Source organism: bacterium, from assembly GCA_030693325.1.
GTDB lineage: Bacteria > Patescibacteriota > Minisyncoccia > UBA6257 > MFKM01 > MFKM01.
The window spans coordinates 1-4,300 of the sequence record JAUYAV010000016.1 but is presented as its reverse complement, the minus strand read 5'-3'; the positions used below and the strand labels follow the sequence as shown (position 1 = coordinate 4,300).

Sequence of the window (4,300 nt, the reverse complement as noted above, 5' to 3'; positions counted from 1 at the left end):
TTCTTTGGCACATCCGAGAACGCCGTCAAGACTCAAATCTGGATTGCGATATCCATTTACGTGCTGGTAGCTATCATCAAGAAAGAACTGAAACTCAAGCAAAGTCTTTACACAATTTTACAGATTTTGAGCGTGACCATTTTCGAGAAAACGCATATATTGCAAGCACTTATGGAAACTAATCTCATCGATGATAACACTGAAAACGATAACCAATTGAAACTGTTCAAGTTATAATGGGACAGTAGTGAATACCAATACTAAAATAAGCAATGAATAAAAATACTTTTTCATCTAATTAATACTCCTTCCTACGATTTCTGTTCTACTATGATTGATATCGCCCTATCGATGCCTGTTTTATTGGTCGTATACTCTACAGCCACACTGTCTCCGGGCTTAATCTTTTTTAAGCTTAATACTTCCCAGTCTTTAGTATAAACACCGATGCCGGAGGTCAAAACAAAATTCATTTTTCCTCCCTGCTCATCAATAACCACGATCTCGCGCCTTACTTCATCGCCAGAGCCAGGCAGGATGATGGAATCTACTTTACCTTTAAAAGTTTTTGACTCCATGACAGGCTGGCTGCCCGGGCCTGACAGCTCCTGGGTAAAGCCATAAGTATAAGCCGACATAACAATCAATAAAACTAAAAATGCTTTATTCATTAGCCCTTTCATTATTTATCCTCGCATTAATTATTGGGACCGCTTCAATTATTGGGACCGCTTATATTTTTTTGAAATCAGAAACGGCCCCTTTATTTCTTTATTTCTTGCACTTTATGCAAAAATTATCATGCATGCATTTAACACATGATTTAGCCAGAGCAAAAATAATTATCAACAACACAATCTGTCCAAACAATCCCCAATTCATCATTTTCCACCTCCTTATCGCATATATTATATCTCTTTATTCAAGTAATCCCATACATTTTTCATGCCCTAAAATTTTAACCCAAAGCCCTCTTCTGATAACTCAACACACTCGCCAGCGTCAGCGGATTAGGATCCTCGATATCTACTGAGCTCCAAGCGTCCATCATATAACGCTCAATGTAAGTATAGGGTAAATATCCGAATCCTTTATCTCCCCACTTTTCAGACCAAGAATTTTTAAACTTGACTAATTCCTTTTCGTCGTCATAACCGCAAGCAGCAATTGCATGGCCGCCTAAACTTCTCTCGCCCTTCTTAGGCAAAGGCACAATTCCGATCCTTGTCTTAAGCATTCCCTTAAAGACTTCAATACCCAAAACTGGTTTTTGCTCTATTTGCTTTTATCTTGTTTATAGCTTCTTTTGCCTCTGAACGAACAAGTTTATCTTTATCTTTTAATAGGTCCTGTAATGAAGGAATTGCTGACTTACAACCAATTCTGCTTAACAGGAATGCTGCACCCCTGCGGACAGTCCAATGTTCATCCTTCAGAGAATCAATCAAAGGGAAAACTATTTGTGAAGTAAGTGCTGGCTGATAGACAAAAATTTCTTCCAATGCCCATATTGTATCTTCTCGGACTGACGCATCTTCATGTTTCAAAAATTGAAGAACAACTGGTAAGGCAGATTCGTCCCCTAACCTTACCAGGGCTGTTGATACTTTCAGCCGGACACTTGGATGATTTTCTAAATTCAATAATTTTTTTAATTTCGGGACTGTTGATTTGTCACCAATATATCCTAAATGCCATGCTGCTGGTTTTCGGACAGAGGGTTCTTTATCTTCTAATAAAGTTTTGACTAATACAGGGACCGCTTGTGGACCAAAATTTGCTAAGTTTCGTACTACATTTTCTCGGACGTTCGCATCTTCATCATATAATGCGTCAATTAAGACACCCGGGATTGGTTGTGTTTTACTGCTTAATTCACTCAACGACGAAATTGCACTAATTCGAATATATGGCTCTTTGTCTTTTTTTATTAGCTCCTCAAAAACAGGAATTACTGATTCATCACGGATTCTGCTAAGGACATAAATTATACTATATCTGTTAGAATAATTCTCGTCTTTCAAGGTTTTAATTAAATCAGGGACTGCTGGCTTACCGATTCTTATCAGAGCATTTGTAATTCGACTATACCCGCGATGATCACCTTCCTGCCATAGCGCTAACTCATGAATTAGTTTTTGAATTTTTTCTCTGCGGTTCACGCAACCAAAAAATGAATTTCCAATCAAAATGAGAAAAACTAAACTTACCAAAAAATAGGAACGATTCCTATTTCCCACCAAAAATGGAAAATGGAGAAAATGGGGGCGCTTCACATTTTTCTTTAATCTAAACATATTCTATACACTTCCTTTTTCTTCATCCCCAAAGCTCCACCTCCTGCTGCACCCTCACAGCATTCTACTGAGTCAAGGTAGATAAAAAACAATGGGACCGTTTCTATTTTTCGTATTCGGTCCCGTAAAACATCTTTATTTATTCTCGCATTTATTACAGAGTTCAGAATTTTTTTCCGAAGGCTTAACTCCGAATAACTTCAAAGCTATCCACTTATAAAGAAAGCCCTCTAGCGGCACCTTGCATTTCTTACACTTTTTAGCCATATTTTATCTCTCCCAATTAAAAATCGTATCCCTGGAATTCGCCCATTAATTACCTGCCAATCACTAAAATTCCCTAGGCTTTCTTCAAGGCTACAAAGGCCCTTTCGTTATCACTGGTAGAGATCACTATGGTTGCCGGACAGCCCAAAGAACAGGTAGTGCCATAGGTATATTTTATATCTACCGCTTCCTGCGATAACTTTTCGGTCACTAATTTTAACGCGCCAATCTTGTTTTCAAGATCAATCACTATCACGCTCTTTTCTTCCTGTGACCTGTACCCTGCTTTTTTCAAAGCATCAGAAGCGCGCAGGTTATCCACGGTTAGCAGATGAATCTTAGTTTCTTTGCCCATACCATAACCCACAAAAGCCTCTAGGTTTATTCCGTGATCAGCCACTACCTTGCACATATCCGCCAAAACCCCCATCTTATTTGCCACCGTTACCACGATCTCCTTCTTCATATTCACTGTCCTAATCACGCCAGTCTCCTTTCAATTCTTTATCCCATCAGTCAGAAATCAGAAACGGTCCCTTTATTTCAAACGATTTTTATTAATTTCTGATTTACAGAATAAACAATTAGCCATTTTATTCTCCCTTTATAAATTCAGAAATGAGACAGCGTTTCTGAATCACCCCAATATCGATCTTGAAACACCCAGCTTATTTTCTATTAGATAGTCTGCTATTGAACTTACAATCCATAAATCTTTAGATAAATCCCTTGATTCCATTACATTGTCTGGATCTATCGCGGGATCTGTAAATGAATGGGCAATTGCGCATCGACGTTTATATAGATATTTAGGAATATCGTTGACTACCTTACTAAGTTCCTGCAGCCTTTGCTTGGCCAAATCGCATTTTGCATGCGGAATCAAGCTTCTTAAGCCTTCAACTAATTGGTTGTAAGGCTTTTGCTTTTTTATGCGAATAGTTTTATCATTATAAAAAATGTTTATGATCTTAAAAAAACTCAAAAATGATACAGGAACCGAATCGGATACCAGGCCTTCCCTGTAAAGAGCAAGAGCTAACCGTGTTTTTGGATTCTTATCCATTTCTTTATAAAATGAAAATGCAATAGAAGAACCAATCATTCTATTTCTTATTGGGATTTCCACAGGAATTGGGTTTCCGGACCATCCAAGGCCATCTATAATATCCATACCCTTACTACCGCCATCGCACCAAGAAAGAACACTCAATAATCTATTAATAAGAGTCATCGCATCTTCGGAAGATATTTTTTCCTTAACAAGATTGATATGAACGGACTGTTCTGTTTTTCTAGTAGCAGGTTTTAAGAGAAGTTCATACCCACCAAATTTAATGGTAGATTCTTCCCTCGGCCAACAACCTTGGCCGTCAATTCCTACATTCAACCAGTTATCCATAGCTATTTACCTCGGAAACTTTATTAACCATTGAATATAACTAGCGATCGGGGGATATAGCCACCATATTGCTAAGCCAATAAAGGTAAAATAAAGTTGTCAACTTTAGCCTGACAAATCTGTAACTTTTTTACCCTATTTTAGCTTCAAAGTTGTAAGATTTAGCCTTAAAAACCGGTAAAAATATCACTACTGTCCCAACGTTTTTAAACTAATTTGCGTAACTAATTGATTTCATTATGCTAATGACGCAAAAACTTTTAATCGATTTCAATTCCATCTCGTGTTATTTTGGTGTTTTGACTATCAAAGGAGCGACAATTGAATACTGGAA

General features: G+C 37.7%; 6 protein-coding genes. 1 reads left to right on the top strand and 5 read right to left on the bottom strand.

Annotated elements, in window-relative coordinates; genetic code table 11:
• A partial coding sequence (locus Q8N22_01750) for an IS4 family transposase (protein MDP3052663.1) occupies positions 1-237 on the top strand: 237 nt, incomplete at its 5' end.
• Positions 238-311: 74 nt separating this feature from the next.
• Here Q8N22_01750 and Q8N22_01745 read toward each other — a convergent pair.
• The 5 genes from Q8N22_01745 to Q8N22_01725 form a co-directional block, all read right to left on the bottom strand.
• On the bottom strand, positions 312-671 hold the full coding sequence (locus tag Q8N22_01745; protein ID MDP3052662.1) for a hypothetical protein: 360 nt from the start codon (positions 669-671) through the stop codon (positions 312-314).
• Between the two features lie 287 nt (positions 672-958).
• Positions 959-1,237 (bottom strand): C1 family peptidase, encoded by a 279-nt coding sequence (locus Q8N22_01740; protein ID MDP3052661.1) that lies wholly within the window; start codon positions 1,235-1,237, stop codon positions 959-961.
• Between the two features lie 13 nt (positions 1,238-1,250).
• Positions 1,251-2,297: a HEAT repeat domain-containing protein gene (locus Q8N22_01735; protein MDP3052660.1), complete on the bottom strand. Its 1,047-nt coding sequence runs from the start codon at positions 2,295-2,297 to the stop codon at positions 1,251-1,253.
• Positions 2,298-2,637: 340 nt separating this feature from the next.
• Positions 2,638-3,030, bottom strand: a complete 393-nt coding sequence (locus tag Q8N22_01730; GenBank protein ID MDP3052659.1) for an ACT domain-containing protein — start codon at positions 3,028-3,030, stop codon at positions 2,638-2,640.
• A gap of 171 nt (positions 3,031-3,201) precedes the next feature.
• On the bottom strand, positions 3,202-3,966 hold the full coding sequence (locus Q8N22_01725; GenBank protein ID MDP3052658.1) for a hypothetical protein: 765 nt from the start codon (positions 3,964-3,966) through the stop codon (positions 3,202-3,204).
• Positions 3,967-4,300 lie beyond the last annotated feature (334 nt).

What these genes read in the sequence shown, in the direction of transcription:
- Q8N22_01745 (MDP3052662.1), bottom strand. Translation starts at nt 671, where the DNA reads ATGAATAAAGCATTTTTAGTTTTATTGATTGTTATGTCGGCTTATACT.
- Q8N22_01740 (MDP3052661.1), bottom strand. Translation starts at nt 1,237, where the DNA reads ATGCTTAAGACAAGGATCGGAATTGTGCCTTTGCCTAAGAAGGGCGAG.
- Q8N22_01735 (MDP3052660.1), bottom strand. Translation starts at nt 2,297, where the DNA reads ATGTTTAGATTAAAGAAAAATGTGAAGCGCCCCCATTTTCTCCATTTT.
- Q8N22_01730 (MDP3052659.1), bottom strand. Translation starts at nt 3,030, where the DNA reads ATGAAGAAGGAGATCGTGGTAACGGTGGCAAATAAGATGGGGGTTTTG.
- Q8N22_01725 (MDP3052658.1), bottom strand. Translation starts at nt 3,966, where the DNA reads ATGGATAACTGGTTGAATGTAGGAATTGACGGCCAAGGTTGTTGGCCG.